Source organism: Nonomuraea sp. NPDC003201 (assembly GCF_053590415.1).
Map to the genome: position 1 here is coordinate 91,363 of NZ_JBSFTC010000008.1, position 15,325 is coordinate 106,687.

At 64.0% G+C, this 15,325-nt stretch carries 17 protein-coding genes and 1 tRNA gene; 2 read left to right on the top strand and 16 right to left on the bottom strand.

Going from position 1 to position 15,325, the window contains the following annotated elements:
- Window positions 1–65 precede the first annotated feature (65 nt).
- Together ACWDX9_RS06250 and ACWDX9_RS06255 are read right to left on the bottom strand one after the other, a co-directional pair.
- Window positions 66–320, bottom strand: a complete 255-nt coding sequence (locus ACWDX9_RS06250) for a hypothetical protein (protein WP_449949657.1) — start codon at window positions 318–320, stop codon at window positions 66–68.
- Between the two features lie 983 nt (window positions 321–1,303).
- Window positions 1,304–1,804, bottom strand: coding sequence for a YajQ family cyclic di-GMP-binding protein (locus tag ACWDX9_RS06255; RefSeq protein WP_350733739.1), 501 nt, complete (start codon window positions 1,802–1,804; stop codon window positions 1,304–1,306).
- A gap of 259 nt (window positions 1,805–2,063) precedes the next feature.
- Here ACWDX9_RS06255 and ACWDX9_RS06260 point away from each other — a divergent pair.
- Window positions 2,064–2,145, top strand: a tRNA-Tyr gene (locus ACWDX9_RS06260).
- 221 nt (window positions 2,146–2,366) lie between these two features.
- Here the strand turns inward: ACWDX9_RS06260 and ACWDX9_RS06265 are convergent.
- The 11 genes from ACWDX9_RS06265 to ACWDX9_RS06315 form a co-directional block, all read right to left on the bottom strand.
- On the bottom strand, window positions 2,367–3,731 hold the full coding sequence (locus ACWDX9_RS06265; protein ID WP_449949660.1) for a tyrosine-type recombinase/integrase: 1,365 nt from the start codon (window positions 3,729–3,731) through the stop codon (window positions 2,367–2,369).
- Window positions 3,728–3,919 (bottom strand): helix-turn-helix transcriptional regulator, encoded by a 192-nt coding sequence (locus ACWDX9_RS06270; protein ID WP_355354801.1) that lies wholly within the window; start codon window positions 3,917–3,919, stop codon window positions 3,728–3,730. The genes ACWDX9_RS06265 and ACWDX9_RS06270 overlap by 4 nt, the downstream gene beginning before the upstream one ends.
- Window positions 3,916–5,529, bottom strand: a complete 1,614-nt coding sequence (locus ACWDX9_RS06275; protein ID WP_449949664.1) for a replication initiator — start codon at window positions 5,527–5,529, stop codon at window positions 3,916–3,918. Before ACWDX9_RS06275 ends, ACWDX9_RS06270 begins: the two co-directional genes overlap by 4 nt.
- Window positions 5,526–5,729 carry a hypothetical protein gene (locus tag ACWDX9_RS06280; protein WP_449949666.1) on the bottom strand — a complete coding sequence of 68 codons (204 nt, stop codon included), beginning with the start codon at window positions 5,727–5,729 and terminating at the stop codon, window positions 5,526–5,528. The genes ACWDX9_RS06275 and ACWDX9_RS06280 overlap by 4 nt, the downstream gene beginning before the upstream one ends.
- Window positions 5,726–7,153 carry an FtsK/SpoIIIE domain-containing protein gene (locus ACWDX9_RS06285; protein WP_449949669.1) on the bottom strand — a complete coding sequence of 476 codons (1,428 nt, stop codon included), beginning with the start codon at window positions 7,151–7,153 and terminating at the stop codon, window positions 5,726–5,728. Before ACWDX9_RS06285 ends, ACWDX9_RS06280 begins: the two co-directional genes overlap by 4 nt.
- Window positions 7,154–7,237: 84 nt before the next feature.
- The gene (locus ACWDX9_RS06290) at window positions 7,238–7,555 is read right to left on the bottom strand and encodes a hypothetical protein (RefSeq protein ID WP_449949672.1); all 318 of its coding nucleotides are present in this window, start codon (window positions 7,553–7,555) and stop codon (window positions 7,238–7,240) included.
- Entirely contained in the window at window positions 7,552–7,818 is a 267-nt protein-coding gene (locus ACWDX9_RS06295) for a hypothetical protein (RefSeq protein WP_449949674.1), read from the bottom strand. Before ACWDX9_RS06295 ends, ACWDX9_RS06290 begins: the two co-directional genes overlap by 4 nt.
- On the bottom strand, window positions 7,819–8,244 hold the full coding sequence (locus ACWDX9_RS06300; RefSeq protein WP_449949677.1) for a plasmid replication, integration and excision activator: 426 nt from the start codon (window positions 8,242–8,244) through the stop codon (window positions 7,819–7,821).
- A 122-nt stretch (window positions 8,245–8,366) separates the two neighbouring features.
- Window positions 8,367–9,083 (bottom strand): GntR family transcriptional regulator, encoded by a 717-nt coding sequence (locus ACWDX9_RS06305; protein ID WP_355354820.1) that lies wholly within the window; start codon window positions 9,081–9,083, stop codon window positions 8,367–8,369.
- Between the two features lie 74 nt (window positions 9,084–9,157).
- The gene (locus ACWDX9_RS06310) at window positions 9,158–9,637 is read right to left on the bottom strand and encodes a hypothetical protein (RefSeq protein ID WP_449949679.1); all 480 of its coding nucleotides are present in this window, start codon (window positions 9,635–9,637) and stop codon (window positions 9,158–9,160) included.
- Between the two features lie 328 nt (window positions 9,638–9,965).
- A complete protein-coding gene (locus tag ACWDX9_RS06315; protein ID WP_449949681.1) occupies window positions 9,966–10,379 on the bottom strand; it encodes a hypothetical protein in 414 nt (137 codons plus the stop codon).
- 121 nt (window positions 10,380–10,500) lie between these two features.
- On the opposite strand from ACWDX9_RS06315, the gene ACWDX9_RS06320 reads away from it, so the two are divergent.
- Window positions 10,501–11,718: an XRE family transcriptional regulator gene (locus ACWDX9_RS06320; RefSeq protein WP_449949684.1), complete on the top strand. Its 1,218-nt coding sequence runs from the start codon at window positions 10,501–10,503 to the stop codon at window positions 11,716–11,718.
- On the opposite strand, the gene ACWDX9_RS06325 is transcribed toward ACWDX9_RS06320, so the two are convergent.
- From ACWDX9_RS06325 to ACWDX9_RS06335, 3 genes are all read right to left on the bottom strand, one after another.
- Window positions 11,696–12,259, bottom strand: coding sequence for an NUDIX hydrolase (locus ACWDX9_RS06325; protein ID WP_449949686.1), 564 nt, complete (start codon window positions 12,257–12,259; stop codon window positions 11,696–11,698). The genes ACWDX9_RS06320 and ACWDX9_RS06325 overlap by 23 nt on opposite strands.
- Window positions 12,260–12,452: 193 nt before the next feature.
- On the bottom strand, window positions 12,453–13,355 hold the full coding sequence (locus ACWDX9_RS06330; protein ID WP_449949689.1) for a DNA adenine methylase: 903 nt from the start codon (window positions 13,353–13,355) through the stop codon (window positions 12,453–12,455).
- The gene (locus tag ACWDX9_RS06335; protein WP_449949692.1) at window positions 13,355–14,851 is read right to left on the bottom strand and encodes a hypothetical protein; all 1,497 of its coding nucleotides are present in this window, start codon (window positions 14,849–14,851) and stop codon (window positions 13,355–13,357) included. The genes ACWDX9_RS06330 and ACWDX9_RS06335 overlap by 1 nt, the downstream gene beginning before the upstream one ends.
- Between the last annotated feature and the right edge of the window lie 474 nt (window positions 14,852–15,325).

Consider the following 15,325-nt stretch of genomic DNA (forward strand, 5'->3'; position numbering starts at 1 on the left):
GCCGCCGCAGGCATATCGGCGGCTTCGGCTGAGCCCTCTGCTATCTAGGGATCGATGAGGTCGGGTTAGAGGGACCCCGGCTGGAGTTGGACCTTGCATTGGAAGGAACTGAGGTACTCGTTCAAGTGCCGCCGAAGCCCGGCCATCTCGTCGCCGAGAGCTGCGAGATCTTGTGTGACCTCAATACGGAACTCGGCGATGTCGGCCTTTATCTGGGCGACTTCGGCCGTTGTGGCCTTGCCGGCGCCACTGCTGGGCACGCCCGCTTCGAGTGCCCGCATCCGTGACATCAGGTCGAGAAGGCGTCCTTCTTTGTCCACTGTTCCACCTTTGCGGCAGAGGGAGTACTCCCTTGTGGTTGACTTCATCCATGGTCTCATTGAGTGAGGACTCAGTGACGGACAGTTCCCCAACCTGCCGATGGGCGCCCGTAGTCAGGCAGCGGTTCTTTCGCACCGGTGCCTAGATTTCTTTTCCCCGGGAGGAGGATCGAACTCCCATGGTGCGCGTCGGCGAAGAACTCCGCCAGCGAAAACGGGTCAAGGTGACGGATCGGAAAGACCGGGTGCCGCGTCGACGATCGACACAGGCACGAGATCTCGGATAGATGGTTCAACGACCCAAGGAGACCATCAAACGCGGAGACTTCGCCAGCACCTTATTGGTGGTGGTACCAGAGCCGTCCCTGCCCGCCGGCCGCGCGCCGATCTGGACGAAACGGCAGCCGATTGAAGGCTCCGGTGCGGGCGGGAGCGTTTGAGTGGAACTTCCCGGAGCGGTATGGGTGCTGGCAGGCGATCTACGGGTTGTTCCGGCGGTGGCATCGTAATGGCACCCGGCGGATCTTGCCGGTCGATCATGCAAGCAGCGCCACCTGTGGGACGCGGCATCAGTCGGCTCAAACCTCATTGGGCCGTGACCACCTCGCTTCGGCACGCTCGCCATCCGCTACAAGGTCGCCATCCCACCTCGCCACAATCAATGAGTCGCTATGAATCCACTTCCGAAATGCGGCCTCTAAGCCGTGCATATGGACGTTGGCGGTCCGCGGTGGGTGCCCCGCCTCTGACTGGCCAGCATCACCCACGGAGCCATTTGGCCGATCCGCGAGGCACCTCGACCAAGGCTGTGTAGCCCGCTCTCAGCCACTCCACCGAGGACACGTACATGCGGGGGAGCGGCCCGAGGCACAGGAGAAGACGCGTGCCCTCGTGGACAGCGCGCTCGACCGTGTGCCCCGGATGTGCCCTTCGAGCCCTGCGGAACGCTGAAACGCCAGTTCAAAGGCCTGAAGTAGCCTCCGCTAGCGATAGTTCACGAACTGGAGGGCGATGTCCAGATCCTTGCCCTTCAGAAGGGAGATGACGTCCTGAAGGTCGTCCTTCTTCTTCGAGCTGACCCGAAGCTCCTCGCCCTGAATCTGCGCCTTGATCCCCTTCGGCCCCTCGTCGCGAATCAGCTTGGAGATCTTCTTCGCGTTCTCCTGGTCGATGCCCTCCTTCAGGCTGACCAGCATCCGGTACTCCTTGCCCGACAGCTTGGGCTCACCCGCGTCGAGGATCTTCAGCGAGAGACCCCGCTTGACCACCTTCTCCTTGAACACGTCGAGAGCGGCATTCGCCCGCTCCTCGCTGTTCGCCTTGATCTCGATGTTGTCCTGCCCTGACCAGCTGATCGCGGCCCCCGTACCTTTGAAGTCGAAGCGGTGCCCGATCTCCTTGACCGTCTGGTTCAGAGCGTTGTCGACCTCCTGACGGTCGATCTTGCTCACGATGTCGAAAGACGAATCGGCCAAAACACTCATCCTCTCAGCGGCGAAAGCACTACCCGGATCCTGCTTCCCCGGCGTACGCGAAAACGCGCGGACCCAGCGCACGAGCCTAGCCAGCATCGGCCCGCCGCGCAGGACACCGCTCCCCGTACGGAGAACCGTCCGGATTCCGGCTCCCCTCCACCCGTTTCGGCGCGGTGCCCAACGGAGATCCGGCGCACACCCAACCGTTGTCACGCACACCTCGGAAGTCCGCTATCCTTCTATCTGTCGCCGCGAGAGCGGATGGCACGGCAGGTTGCCCGAGTGGCCAAAGGGAGCGGTCTGTAAAACCGTCGGCTCAGCCTACGCAAGTTCGAACCTTGCACCTGCCACACGCAGTAAGCGCAGCTCAGAGGCCCTTCGGGGCCTCTTCTGCATTTCAGGGGTATGCAGCCGGATGCCGCTCTGAGCGGCCCGTTGTCGCTGGTCCACCAATATACGTGCAATGATCTTTGGCGCGTTTCCGCAGGTCGGTGGCCCGATTCGGCCAATACGCGGCCAAGAAGAAGAGCCCCGGTGGTGGGCCGGGGCTCTAGGTGCGGTTGGGACGTGGTCATGCGGCGAGTGCGTCGCCGATCCGCTTGTTGGCGATCTCCTGTTGGCCGTCGATGCACTTGGCGTAGACCCTCAGCAGGACATCGACGCTGTGGCCCGCCCTCTCGGCCACGTCCGGGGCTGAGACGCCCGCGTTGAGCCAGAGTGAGACGGCCGCGTGCCGGAGATCGTACGGGCGTTTGGCGAGCGGAGAGGCGACCTGGGCGGGTGCGAAGGCCAGGAGGCGAGCGGCCTGCCAGACCTCGGTGTAGGCGGTTGAGGCCACGACGCCACCGCGTTCGCTGCTGAAGATGCGGCCATCCTTGGCTGTGCCGTATTCCGCGATGTGCTCGCGAAGGATCTTGACCAGTTCTGGTGGGATGGGCACCGGGCGGACGTCTTGCCTGCCACGGTGCTTGAGGCCGCGTTCTTCATGGGCGTCTCCGCTGTCGGTCCACTGGGTGTTGACCTCTGGCCGGGACACGTCGATCGTGAGCCGCCCCCAGCCGGACGTGGGCAGGTGGCAGTCTTGCAGTCGTAGGCCGACTGCTTCGGCCGGACGTAGGGCGGCGTAGTACATGCAGGCGAAGAGGGCCATGAGGCGCCGGCCCCTGCCGCGCTGTCCTACGTAGGTCACCGCGGTCAGCAGCTCCTGCGCCTGGCGCGGATTCACCACGACGCGAGGGTCCACCGTCTCCGTTGTCTTGGGTGGCTTCCACTTGATCTTGTGCAGCGGATTTGCCGAAAGTTCCTCCAGCTCCACCGCGTACTCCAAGAGAGCGTGGAAGACGGCGCGTTTGCGGGCGATGGTTGTGGAGGCCGCCGCCTTGCCGTCGAGGCACAAGGTCAGGGCGTGCAGGGCGAGCCGTACCGTCTTGGCCTCCTCCAGGCTCGCCAGGTCGAGCGAGGCAGCTTTCAGCCAGGCCGCCGCCGCGCTGTGCTGCTGCGGTATATCCGGTCGCTTGTCCTCTGGCAGGAGCAGGCACTTGCGCAGGACGGTGCGAAGCTCGCGAGTGTCCGGGCGGCCTGCTCGATCCTTGCTCAGTGCGGGCAGGACCGTTGCGAGGGCGTCGGACATGCTGTCGCGGCTCTTGGCCGCCGCGTGTGGCCACTTCATCTCTATGAACGCCTGGGCGAACTCCAGGACGCTCTGAGCGTCCTTGGCCTTGATCATGGATGTGGGCAGCCCGGACATCACGTCGAACGCTTCACCGCGCTTGGCGGCCTGCCGTAGGTCGGACAGGAAGCTGTCGGCCAGGGCCTTGGTTCGGTAGGTCTTGGAGGAGCGCTTGCGGGCGACGGACCAGCGGACGACGTACGAGGGTGTCTTGCTGGACTTGTTGCGGCTGATCTCGAAGAACTTCACGTCGTACGAGGTCGTCATGCGGTGCTCCGGAGGGATTCGAGCCAGGCGTTGAGATCGCTGCGGTAGATGCGGAGTTCGCCGTTGGGCAGGCGGATGCCTTCAGGCGCCTTGCCGATCTCGCGCCAGCGGTAGAAGGTGCGGCGGGATACTCCGCCGAGTTCGTCGAGGACCTGGGCCACGGTCAGCAGTTCGTCTCGCCTGGTCATGCGGCCCTCCCCAGGTCCTCGGTTGCCGAAAGGTCTTGTCCGGATGCTCTGGCTTCCAGCTCTCTGAGGTGGGCTCGCCAGCGTTGGCGTTCGGCCACGGTGCGCAGGAGACGTACGGCCAGCGGGGGCACGTTGGCGTCTCCTGCCGGTATAGGTCGCCAGACGTAGCGGTGGGGATCGGTGGGTTCGTCGGCCTGGCCGAGGGCTTCCAGGACCCATGTACGGCGGTCCTGCTTGTGTTCGGCGAGGGTCTTGTTGGACCACTTGCGGGAGACCAGGACGCGGCGGCCTGCGTAGCCGAGGTGTTCGGGCTTATGCGCCTTGGATCGGCACTGGCCGGGGGCCATCCCGGCTTTGACGTTCTTGGGCTGGACGCCGTAGCGCAGCCAGTTCGGGCAGGTCGGCGAGCAGGGCTCGTAGCGCAGGGCATCGACCATGCGCGCGGCGTGCTCACGCTGGGCCTGCCCGCCGTCGAGAGTCTCGCCGATGGACTTGGTCAGATACTTGGACAGATACCAGATGCACTGGTCAGCGTCCCGCGTACCGGCGAGAACGCCTTGTACGTCCACTTGATTGCCGAAGCGGATCACGTGGAGCGGTTCGGCGTCTTCGTCGAGGAAGTCGAGGGCCTCGTCCCAGGTGGGCAGGACCTCGCCGGTTGCCGGGTCGAGGTAGCCGGCCTCCTCGTTCCACACTGGCAGCCGATCGCCCTCGAAGCGCACCTCGTCGGCCTGAGGCCACCACACCTGGTGATAGGTGGCCGCGGCTATCTGCTTGATCTCCGCACGCGGCAGGGTGCCCCGAATGGCCATGTGCAGGTGTGGCGCCAGCCGCTTCTGAGGCTCCACCGAGGCGAAGTACTGCACGTCATAGCCCGCGACCCGGCGCAGGTTCTGCACGAAGCGATCTACGAGCTTGGAGAAGTGCAGCGCGTCCCGAGCAGCGCGCCGGTAGTCGTAGGTGTCGGGATCGACGGGAACGCCGTCACGGACCTTGCCGTAGCTGGGCAGGGTGAGCGTGACGAACAGCGACGGCCGGTAGGTCTTGCCGTCGGCGGTGGTGAACGTGCGTCCAAGGGTGGTGTTGGTCATCTTGCGCTTGGGCAGGTCGGGTGCGTCCTGACGCCGCCGGGTCGAGCGGGTGCGCTTGGGCACCGCGGATCCGGTGACGCTGCCCCGCATGCCGGCGGCGTTGATCTCGTCATCGAGGCCGGACAGGACGGCGTCCAGGTCGGTGGTGTCGTCGCCGGCCTGTTCGGCGGCATCGCGCTTGGCCTGCATGTCGGCGCGGAACTCGACCAGCCAGCGCTGCTCCTCGTTCGGCTCGTCGGGCACGATCGTGGGCTCCTCGTCCAGGTGCCAGCCTTCGCGGCATTGGGCCATGCGGAGCTGCCGGTTGCGCTTGGCACACGGCGGGCACTTGCTGGCGAGGACGGCCCCGCACGGAACGTCGATGATCTCGGACTTGCCGGTGACGATGTCGAGCCGCCGCAGCGGGACGGGCCTGATACAGACCCCGTGAAGCTTGGCGACCTCTACGAGGACATCCCGGGCCATCGGCATGGCCTGGCGGACGGCCCGGGGTAGTGCGCGGTCGTGCGGATGGGTCACTCGGTCCTCCCTTCGCCGGTGGTTTCGGTCATCACGGCGCAGAGCCGGTAGTGCTCGTAAGAGGGGTAGGCGTGAACGTGAGGCCGGTAGAGCTCGAAGACCCGCATGCGGGGCAGGTCGTGAGCGGTCAGCAGGACCAGCAGCGGGCGGCCTGCGACCAGGCTGATTTCGTCGGCGGTGCCGTGGAAGCAGATCTTCACGCGGCCTCCCCGTGCGGGGCGTAGGCGTCGACCATGGCGCGGATGTCGTGATCGGAGACGTAGGCGGCGCGGACCCGGACGGGTTCGGGGCTGGCTTCCAGCCGGACGTAGCCGACGCCCGCGCCCAGCTCCGGGACGGGTGAGATGTGGTCGGCCAGGGCGCCCCGGTCGCGTGCGCCGTCGCCGAGGACCATGTCCACCTGTTCGGATTCGTCGAGCCGGAGGGCGATCTTGTCGGGGAACAGGTTGCGGATGTTCATGACCTCTTTGCGGGGGTCCTGAAGCGCGGCCAGGACGCCGACGCCGACCGCGCGCCCTTGGGTGGTCAGGGTGGCCAGCGCAGCGGAGATGCGTTGCCGGAGTTGCCGGTCGGACTGGTAGGCGGTCAGGAACGCCACCTCATCGACGACGACCAGGACGAACGGATCATCGACGGTGGGTGTGTGGGAGCGCTGGAGTCCGGCGAACCGGGCGGCCCGTTTCTGCATGACGCAGACGGCCTCGTCCAGCAGGTCGGCGCACTCCTCGGGGGCGGCCGCGTACCGATCGCCGAACAGGTCGCGCCCGTAGGACAGCTCCATGAGCTTGGGGTCCAACGCCCACAACTCGACCAGGCCCGCACAGGCGGCGGGGAGCAGGGAACGGATGACGGACCAGATGATCGACCCTTTGCCGGCCCCGGTCGCGCCCGCAACGAGGACATGGGTGCCGTGCACCTTGAGCCGCCACGGCCGCCCATCCTCACCTTTGCCGATCTCGACCGGCCCCACGGTCGGCTCGTCCGGTATGGCGAGCGCTGGCAGGGGCGAGGCGAGTGGATCGCTGCGCGGGAAGGTCAGCGTCAGCCGACCGGCCCGGGACAGCGCCACCCGGCAGGACTTCGCGCCGAATCCTTGGGCCAGGTGGTCGGTGCGGTCAGCCCAGTCCTTGACTGCCTGTCCCTTGAGCATGCGCACGGTGACCAGGTCGGCCCACGAGGTGCAGGTGACCTTGCCGAGTCGGGGGAGGTAGTCGCGGCCCTGGAGGTGTCGGCCGAGACCGGAGACGATCATGACGGGTTGCCAGTGCCGCCGGTAGATCCAGACGAGTCGCCACCAGGCCAGCAGCCGGTAGCCGACGAGACGGGCGAACGACGGCCGGTCGATGAACGCCCATGAGGCCAAGGCCAAGGCGACCGTGCCGAGCAGGGATGCCGCCATGGGCCAGCCGTAGAAGTACCAGGCTGCGCCGAAGGCTACCGGGATGGCGGTGGCGATGGGGTGGCGCCAGATCGTACGGACGAGCCTGGCGAGCGTGCGGCAGACCAGGATGACGATGGTGATGATGGCGGGAGTCTTGACGACGGCCGGCCGGAAGACGACGGCCGTGTCGGGCGTGGTGGAGACGAGGTTGCGCGCCTCGTCGCCAGGCAGCCGCTTGAACATAAGCTGGGAACCTCTCGTGATGTGGAGTCAGGGGAGAACCGAGGGGCCGCCGGAAGTTGCCGCTTCCAGCGGCCCCGCCTCATGTCAGGCCGCCGGGTCGGTGGCGTCCTTGGTGGTGGCCGACTGCTCGGCGTGCAACTGCTCGCAGTCGGCCAGGTAGCGAGCGGCAGCGGTGAAGATCTCTCTGGCAATGGCCAGGTCGGTGTCGGTGACCGGTCCGGCTCCGGTGGTGGAGATGTGCACGTCAGCCTCGTGAGAGTTGAACTCCAGGTACGGCCGCGAACAACTGAGCAGGAGTCCGGAGCGGACCTTGAGGTCGGGCGTGTGGAAGGAGACGCCGACGTGCGGCGTGGACTCCTGTCGCAGGGACAGCGTGACGTAGGTGTACGGGCCGAGACTCATGCCGCGACCCCCTTGCCATCGGGCAGCCCGTAGAAGCTGCGCTCCAGGGAGCGCGCGAAGCGGTGGGCCTCGCGGGCGAGCTGGCGCGCGAACTTCAGGTCTTCCACGGTCACGGGTCCGCTGGTGGTGACCAGGACGGAGGTGGCGCCGAAGTCGAGCGCCAGGACGGGCTCACGGTGGGCGTACGGGTGGTTGAGGGTGCGGGCGGCGTGTCCGGTGGTCAGTCGGATCACGCTGTTGCGCGGGGTACGGCGACGGGTCATTTAGGCGGCGTCCTTTCCGGCCGAAGCCTTGCTCTGGGTGGGCTGGGTGGTCTGGCGGGGTGCGTGCATCTCGCGGACCTTGATCGAGTACGCGAGGCGACCGGCGGCGTTGACATACGGCGTGATGGACATGCCGTCGAACTCGACCGGCGTGAACGGCAGCCCCGGCATCGGCTGAGGGGGCACCGGCTGGACCGGCGCGAGGATCTTGACCGCCACCGTCTTCTGGGCGGGCTTGAGGGTCGGGTCACCGTCCATGACCGCGACCTGCCAGACCAGCTCTGCTGTCTGCTTGTCGCGGGCCTGCACGAACCGGCCGTTGGACGAGGCGTCGAAGTCCTTGACGGGCTCGACCTCGCCGACGATGTAGCAGCCGTGCGGGAAGACCATGTTGTAGGTGACGGGGATGGGTCCCTGGATTGCCATGTTGTTCCTCTCGATAGCGATGGAGAGCCCTTCGTTCGCTCGTCCACTTGTCCGCATGAGTTGAGAGTAAGTGACTACAACTCGTCCGCACAAGTGGATGAGAGGTAAGTGGCTGGTAAGAGTTAGCTCACCTTGAAGACATCTTCGAGCTCGTGCAGGCTCCCGGGCAGGGCCAGGCTCGCCACCATCAGCACGTCGCCAGCCGGGTCATGCACGGTGGCCAGCACGCCGAGGACCGGGTTGGATGACCCGAGCAGCTCGGCTTCCTCCTGAGTGGGCATGCGTGCGCTGACTCGCTCGGTGATGTGGTCGAAGCGCAGGTGCTTGACGGCCTGGAGGTGCTGGCGGATGCCGCGCCGCAGGGGTTCGGGCTTGTCCAGGTCGGTGCCGATGGCATGCTCCAGCGGCACCCAGACCGTCTCCACGGCCGAGATCACGTCCGCCTGTCGAGCCACCCGCTTACGCATGATCACTGGGGTTTGCTCGGCAACACCCAGCAGACGCGCTACATGCCGTGGGGCTGGAACGCGCCCGGCTTCCACCACCGCATCGGCGCTCTCGCCCTGTTCGGTAGTCATCTGGCTGGGCCGTACCCGCTCGGCCGCGCTCTCCGGACGACCCTTCACAAAGGAGCCACGCCCATGCTCGCGCTCGATCCAACCTTGCATGGCCAACGTCTGAAGGGCACGCACTACCGTGGTTCGGCCGACGCCCAATTCGCGCACGAGCTGTGTTTCGGACGGCAGCATGTCGCCCGGGGCGTACTCGCCCGACTCGATACGCTCTTGAATAGCCCGCATCACCTGGGCGTATTTCGGTGGGGCGAAGTCCATGCTCATCTCAACCGCCCGTTCGCTCTTGCACTCATGCGCACAAGCACAGTACCGGCTAAGGATGTGCTTGTCAGGCCCCATCAGGGTGCGGGCATAGTGACCTTACTGCCGTCCGGATCAAGGGCATCGAGGAGCGTGAGGCACGTCGCGCACGCCTGAGGGGCAGTGGGGGAGAAGGTCAGCGACCAACCGCAGAAGGGCAGCGGCTTGACCGGCGAAGAACAAATGGCGACCTTCGTTCCAGGCACGACGGCGTGCTGCTTCAGGACGCGGCCCTCTTTCGAGAAGCCGGCCACGTACCTCTGGACAGCGACCTCAGCCTCGCCCGCCGGTTCATGAATCGCAAGGTCATCCCACGCGACAGCCCAACGCTGCGCACCTTCCGGCAGGTCGCACCACTCGCCGTCGAGCTTCAGGAGAGCGACGTTGCCCTCACGCAGCACCGCCACCACCCGCCCTTCGCGCCCGATCAACATAGATCGGTAGGCCCGCGTGGAGGCAGGGCTGTGCTCCATGGTCACGATCGTTGCGCGGCTCCCAACACGCTCCCACGTGTTCATTGAGGCTCCGCAGAGGGCGCCTCGTGTCGGCCCACCTCAGTGCATCGCTGGTCGCGCAATTCCTCGTACCGCATAGCGATACGGCGAGCCGCCCGAAATGGATCAGTCGCCGGATGCCAGGCATAAATGACGCGCCGACGACCGGCATTCCACCCGGTACGCCACCAAAAGCGCCCACCGTCGCACCATACGACCAGGCCAACCCAGACCGAAACCAACGCCAGCCCATAACCATCATGGACATCGGCCTTGATTCCGTCGTGCCGCAAAGCCTCTTGCAGGAGCTCGGCCGACCGACAGGGATCCGTACCGATCATCATGGGGGCGATCATTTGGCGACCCGCTCAAATAGTACGGAACCCGCCGGGTCGAGATATGCCCGGAAGATATGACGGCTTGACCAGCCATCCGCACCCGCACCGAAGTCGAAGACCTTGTGCACGATGCTGCCCCGAATAGAGGCGTCACCCGGCATGCCCCGCATCGCCTTGCGCAACTCGTCCATCGCGGTGGCCTGGAAGGCAGAGGACCCGCACGGTCCCAGCGCCTCACCCTGCTCCGAGGTGATCCGGACTTCCCACTCGAACCGCTCCTGAGGCGTCTCGGCCGGCCCCGGGCAGTGTAGGCAGTCCTCTTGGGCGGATGCCGCCAGACCCAGCCCCGAAGCCGCCACGTGGCCGCGCCGGGTGACGATCTTCCAGCCCCGTCCCTCGCACTCTGTACATCTGACTGGCGTTGTCATGCCGGACAGCATGGACGCCGATACTTTTCTTACCTATCCCACGCTGATATACGACGATGGGATATAGGCTCCGCCACACGGCAATGCATCATCCGGACATTGACAAAGCCGGAGGTCAGCAATGCAAAATGGCGCGTTCGACCCAATTGAACTACCCGCCGTTGTCTGGGAACAGGAACAGACCCGGGAAATTCTCAGAGAGCGCGACATTGCCGGACTTTTCGGTCTTGCGGTCAAATACGGCGCGAGCCAGGTCCGCATCGGCACCGCCACCGGCCTCGGTCAGCCCCGCGTCAACGCCATCCTGCGCGGCAACGGAACGATCAAAGAACTTGCCGTCATCGAGCGCGTCGCCTCCGGCCTACGCCTGCCCGATCACGCCCGCATGCTCCTCGGCCTGGCCCCGGTCGACATCGCCTCACCCACCGGCGACCACGACGACGAACACGAAGAACAAACCACCGAACTCATCAACCGACTGGACGCCGCCGCAGTCGTCGACCCCACCACGGTCATGATCCTGCGTACCGACACCAACAACCTGCGCCTCCTGGACCGCCGCCTCGGAGGCCCCGCCATCGCCGACAAGATGCACGCCCAGATGGCCCAGATCCAGCGCGCCCACCGCCACGCCATCCGCCCCGGCCTCCGCGCCCAACTGGCCCACCTCCTCGCCGAAACCGCCTCACTCGCGGGATGGCAGGCCATCAACACCCTGGCACTCAACGACGCCTGGACCCACTACGAGCGCGCCAAAGCCGCCGCGTACGAGGCTGACGACGCGGCCCTGCTGGCCTACGTCTCTGGCGAACAGGCGTACGTCCTCATGGAACTCGGCCGCCCCGCCGAAGCGACCGAACTCCTGCAGCATGTTCACGAGCACCACGGTGCGCACGTGCCGGCTCGCCTTCGCACCTGGCTCTCAGCAGCCGAAGCAGAAGCCGCCGCCATCCTCGGCGACGAGACCACCTGCCGCGCGGCTCTCGACCAGGCCACCGCCCTTCTCCCCGAAGGGGACGGCGACCCGGACATGCCCTACCTGTCCATCAACGCCCACCACATAGCCCGCTGGCGCGGCAACTGTCTCGTACGCTTCGGCGACCCAGACACCGCCGACGACCTCCGCTCGGCCCTTGCCGGCATGGACGGCACCTACAACAGAGCCGAATCTGGCGTCCGCTGCGACCTCGGCCACGCCCTCCTGGCCGTCGGCGACCCCGAAGCCGCCCAACCCCATATCCAACGCGCTCAGCAACTGGCCACCATGACCGGGAGCCGCAGACAACGCCGCCGCATCGACGAACTGTCGAAAGCGGTCAACCGCGCCCTCGGCCGTTGAGCCACACCTGAGCCTGAAGCAACCCGATCAACGTTCCCGACGTCCAGATGTCCCCGCGGGCAATCATGCTGGGAACCTCCGCCATGGGAACCCACTCGATCCGGTCGGCTTCCACCTCGCCGTCAGGCGCGCCCACCAGCTCGGCCCCGCGCGCCACGTACAGCAGGTGCTCCGCATCCACCATGCCAGCCATCGGCTGGTAGCTCACCAGCCGCTCGACGTTCTTGGGCCGGTACCCGGTCTCCTCCTCCACCTCCCGGGCAGCGGTCACCATCGGATCCTCGCCGGCCTCGACAAGCCCGCCGGGAAGCTCCCACCCCCATCGATCGAACACGAACCGATGCCGCCACATCAGCAAGACCCGATCCTGCTCATCCAGTACGACAGCGATTGCGGCGCGATCCAGATGCACCACGTGATGCTCGAACCGTTCCCCTCCGGGGATCTCCACATCGGCCAACCCCAGCCGAATCCACCGGTTGTCGTAGATCAGCCGTTCCCCGTGCACGACCCAGCGCGTCAGCTCAGCGTCATCAGCCACACCGCGAAGCTATCGCCTTATACATTCGCAGTACATGGCTTCTATCGATAGGCGGGACAACGACCGCTGTGCCCCACTCCGGTGTGGCCTTGTCTCGCCTCAAGGAGGCAGCCCCGTCTGCGGCCCTAGCTGGTGGCTGCCGGCCATCAACAGAAGCGGTGAAAATCCGACTCCTGTGTGGATAAGTGGTCCTTCAAACAGAAATGGGCTTGTCACCCGCTGAAGATTCGCGTTCCAGCCATGATCCGTTGCGCCGGGAGATGCCGTCGAGGCTTACGACGTCTAGTAGGTCCGACACCACCAAGTACTCCATGCCTACGTGCTGCTTAGCGGCGGTATGAGAGATGGAGAAACTTGCTATTCGGTGTTTGGGGTAGAGTGTCTCAACGCGAGGATCGGCATCATAGGTTAGAAGCCAATAGCGCACTTTGTCGCTCGCGATTGTCTTGGCAAGTCGGCTGTGATCCGCCCAGGTCAATGTGTTCATGTATAGTTCATCGCCCTGCCCAAAGTAGGGTGGATCGATATAAAAGAAAGAGGCGCCTTTCTTGTCTCGAAAGGACGCCATGAGATCGATGCCGTCCTCGGACATGATCTCTACGCGATGTCTGTAGGCGCCTAGATTCTCAATTCTTTCAATCAAGTCCTTTTTGTTGAAACGTGCGTCAATCTTCCAATTCCCGGTTTGTTCTAGTCCACCGATTGGTCTTGCGTCCAAGATTCCGGATCGGTTGGTCCTGTTCAAATAGAATACAGCAAAGGCCAAGTCGAGGCCATCGGCAGAGTCGGATAGGTAAACCTCTCGTTGTCGATGCCATTCATTCAAGCTTACGTCGCAGGTTTGAATCCTGTAAATCAGGTCCTCTGTTTGAGAGAACACACTCTGCCAAAATTGTGCGATTCCTCGATTAAGGTCGTTCAGTATGATGCGGTCAACGACTTCAAGGTGCAGGAGCGCGACTGCCGCTCCTGCACCTCCGGCGAATGGTTCGATATATGTTGTAGGACGTGGTCGTTGGCCTCGGATGAGTCGCGCAAGAAAATCTGTCATCTTGCCCTTGCCCCCCGGATACCGGAGTGGACTCACGTATTGCATTAGGTCTTTGCCTGTCCAATCGCAGCGTCGAGTTCTTTCAGGAAGTCGACATATTTGTCCGCGATTGAACGCAGTTCGACCGCGGTGGGGAAGTAGTTAGGGTTATGAAGGAATGCATTTAGAGTGCTCCCGCCGATGATGCTGTCAGGAGCGCCAACCTGATTACGAATATCCTTATACCTTTTGTCCTTTCCGGAAGGGTCTAGATAGGTGATGCATGTCTGTACCTTCTGACGGAGTTCATCCCGCGGTGGCTGGGTCCAGCCGCAATCGGTGATTGCCTGAGTGACCACAAACTCGATCACCATTCTAGTGAGCGCAGCCGCGCTATTCCTGAAGGTATCAGCATCAAGTTTCTGGGCCTCGAGGAGTATATCCCGAGTACGAGGGCCGCAGTTCCTAAGTCTGAGGCCGTAGAACAGCTTTTTGGACCTAGCCCTCTCTCTTTCGGTCTTCTTCTCGTCGGATTTCTGCTTAGCGGCTTCCTCCTCGGTTCCAGGGGACGCTGCACTGTCGTTGTCGTCTGCGTCCTCGTGGGTCTCCTTCTCTGTGGCATCCGTGGTGCCGGCGGACGGCTTGGCGGAGGAGCCGGAGCCCGCTGTCTGTTCCCCAGCATCCTTCGTGTTGGGCTGGTCCGTTGACGGCTTCGAGTTCTCAGAAGATGATGTCGTATCTTTGGCAGCCGGAGTGTCGACGGACTCACCGAGCCTCTCGGCGAGCCTCCGGATGTATTCCTTTCTCTGTTCCTTGCTCTTAAGGTCAGAGACAGTGAGATCGCCTGCGAGGTCGAGTAGAACCTGGTTAAGGCGAACGAGTACAGCACTGTCGCTGTCGGTCAAGTGCATGTCGTGGCCAACAAGATCGAAGCCGCAGTAAGACCGAAAACTGGGATCTCCAACAAGCCGACCAAAAGTGGTGATCTTGTTATCGAATATATTCTCGGCGAGCTGGTAGAGCGCCTCGTTGGCTCCGGATTCGGCTTTTTCGAATACCCAGTCCAAGGTCGCAACAGCCTTGTACTCCTGGGTTCCGGGCGTTGCGAAGGCACGCGTCCTCTGCCCCGTGCTCCACCTAACGGTGCCCGCGCCGTCCAGCTCGCCGCCGTGTCTTAGCTCGAGCCAAGGCTTAGCCTCGGCTCTATTGTCCACGACTTTAATCCGAATAGCTGTGGGAAGAGAGGCCTTTTTGGCTAGTTCGGCGAAGAGATTGCGATACCGCGGAATTGGACAGATCGCGGGCTTCAGCAATAGCTTCAGTGCCGCTACTCTTCTGTTTCCCTCGAGTACGACGTACTCGCTTCCCTGCCGTAGGGCGACCAGCCCATCAATTGGACTTAGGCCATTGTCGATGATGTGTACGGCGAGGTTGTAGAGCTTGATTGGCTGGTGACCGAGGAGTGCACGGATGGCCTCCTCCTGCCCCGCCACCTCGCGATGGCGCGGGTTCTTATTGTCGAGGAGAAGGCTGGAGATGGGGAGGTCTTCTTCAGTCACCATGTCAGCTAGGATGCCATCCCCTTCAAGAGGCGACAAACAGTATTTCGCTCACGTAGTCAGATGACTACAAATCGTTACAGCTGGCCATTGTTGGCGTGACCGTATTATCCCAATTCTCCTTGAATGCGCAATTCACGTTCGCACTGTATGCCCTTCTGTTAGGTGATCGCCCAGTGACGGGGCCCGCTAATGTGATCATGACAGGACGCTCGGTTGCGTGCAAGACGCTGGACGTTTGGGTGCATGCTGCTTGGATGTCTCGTTCGCGCTAAGCAAGAAGCGTTGGCGAAGGAACCGTTGCCTCGGGGTCGCGCGGGGAGATCGAAACTTTGTTCGCGTTCTACTTTGATAGCAGCACCGGCGCCATCGTCAGCCGGTTTGCCGAGTTGTTCTTATGAGGATCAAGCGGCGGCGCGGCGCGCCGCCGTACCCCCGGCCCTCCGCCCGCCCGCCGTCCGGGCGTGCGGCCTGGGG

What these genes read in the sequence shown, in the direction of transcription:
- ACWDX9_RS06255 (WP_350733739.1), bottom strand. Translation starts at nt 1,804, where the DNA reads ATGAGTGTTTTGGCCGATTCGTCTTTCGACATCGTGAGCAAGATCGAC.
- ACWDX9_RS06265 (WP_449949660.1), bottom strand. Translation starts at nt 3,731, where the DNA reads ATGACGACCTCGTACGACGTGAAGTTCTTCGAGATCAGCCGCAACAAG.
- ACWDX9_RS06270 (WP_355354801.1), bottom strand. Translation starts at nt 3,919, where the DNA reads ATGACCAGGCGAGACGAACTGCTGACCGTGGCCCAGGTCCTCGACGAA.
- ACWDX9_RS06285 (WP_449949669.1), bottom strand. Translation starts at nt 7,153, where the DNA reads ATGTTCAAGCGGCTGCCTGGCGACGAGGCGCGCAACCTCGTCTCCACC.
- ACWDX9_RS06290 (WP_449949672.1), bottom strand. Translation starts at nt 7,555, where the DNA reads ATGAGTCTCGGCCCGTACACCTACGTCACGCTGTCCCTGCGACAGGAG.
- ACWDX9_RS06295 (WP_449949674.1), bottom strand. Translation starts at nt 7,818, where the DNA reads ATGACCCGTCGCCGTACCCCGCGCAACAGCGTGATCCGACTGACCACC.
- ACWDX9_RS06300 (WP_449949677.1), bottom strand. Translation starts at nt 8,244, where the DNA reads ATGGCAATCCAGGGACCCATCCCCGTCACCTACAACATGGTCTTCCCG.
- ACWDX9_RS06305 (WP_355354820.1), bottom strand. Translation starts at nt 9,083, where the DNA reads ATGAGCATGGACTTCGCCCCACCGAAATACGCCCAGGTGATGCGGGCT.
- ACWDX9_RS06310 (WP_449949679.1), bottom strand. Translation starts at nt 9,637, where the DNA reads ATGAACACGTGGGAGCGTGTTGGGAGCCGCGCAACGATCGTGACCATG.
- ACWDX9_RS06315 (WP_449949681.1), bottom strand. Translation starts at nt 10,379, where the DNA reads ATGACAACGCCAGTCAGATGTACAGAGTGCGAGGGACGGGGCTGGAAG.
- ACWDX9_RS06320 (WP_449949684.1), top strand. Translation starts at nt 10,501, where the DNA reads ATGCAAAATGGCGCGTTCGACCCAATTGAACTACCCGCCGTTGTCTGG.
- ACWDX9_RS06330 (WP_449949689.1), bottom strand. Translation starts at nt 13,355, where the DNA reads ATGCAATACGTGAGTCCACTCCGGTATCCGGGGGGCAAGGGCAAGATG.
- ACWDX9_RS06335 (WP_449949692.1), bottom strand. Translation starts at nt 14,851, where the DNA reads ATGGTGACTGAAGAAGACCTCCCCATCTCCAGCCTTCTCCTCGACAAT.